Below are 763 nucleotides of genomic sequence, written 5' to 3'. Positions count from 1 at the left end.
CTTCATCGTGACGGAATCGATATCGGTCGTGAACAAACCGCGCGGCTGATGCGTCTAGCCGGTGTATCAGGCAAAGGCAAAGGCCGCTCGCCTATGACCACTCGCACACCTCAAAGGCCGGATTTGCGCCCGGACTTGGTGGAGCGAGAATTCAAAGCCGAAGGCCCGAACAAGCTGTGGGTGGCTGATATTACCTACGTGCGCACGAAGAAAGGCTTTGTGTATGCCGCGTTTGTCACCGATGTTTACTCCCGACGGATCGTTGGGTGGGCGTTATCAGATTCCATGCGCACCGAAGCGTTGCCGCTGCAAGCTCTCAACCAGGCGATCGCGTCTGCTGAGGAAACAACAGGTCTCATTCATCATTCGGATCACGGCTCGCAGTATGTCAGCGTTGTCTACAACGAGCGTCTTGCCCAGCACGGGATTGCCGCTTCCACCGGAACTGTTGGCGACTCCTATGACAATGCTCTGGCGGAAAACGTTAATGGTTCCTACAAAAACGAGCTGATCCATACTCGCAGGTGGGATGAGGTTGTCGAGGTGGAAATCGCGACGTTTGAGTGGGTGTCATGGTGGAACGAGACGAGGCTTCACCAAAGCTTGGGCTACCGCACGCCAGCTGAAGTGGAAACCGAATTTTGGGACCAGCACCCGCCGCAAGCAATAATAGAAATCAAGGCAAACGCCTAGGAACAAAACCCGGGGCACTTCACACCCGCGAATTTAAATGGATATAATTAGACCCATGTTGATTTCAGGT

The 763-nt window shown here is 54.0% G+C and carries 1 protein-coding gene; it reads left to right on the top strand.

The annotated features are described in order from the left end of the window. Positions 1-693, top strand: a 693-nt coding sequence (locus tag ABRP86_RS11520) for an IS3 family transposase (protein ID WP_349864473.1), incomplete at its 5' end; no start/stop codon positions are given. Positions 694-763 lie beyond the last annotated feature (70 nt).

It is taken from the genome of Corynebacterium sp. KPL3927, assembly GCF_040225835.1.
Classification (GTDB): Bacteria; Actinomycetota; Actinomycetes; order Mycobacteriales; family Mycobacteriaceae; genus Corynebacterium.
The sequence above is the reverse complement of the archived record's forward strand: the minus strand, read 5'-3'. Positions and strand labels throughout refer to the sequence as shown.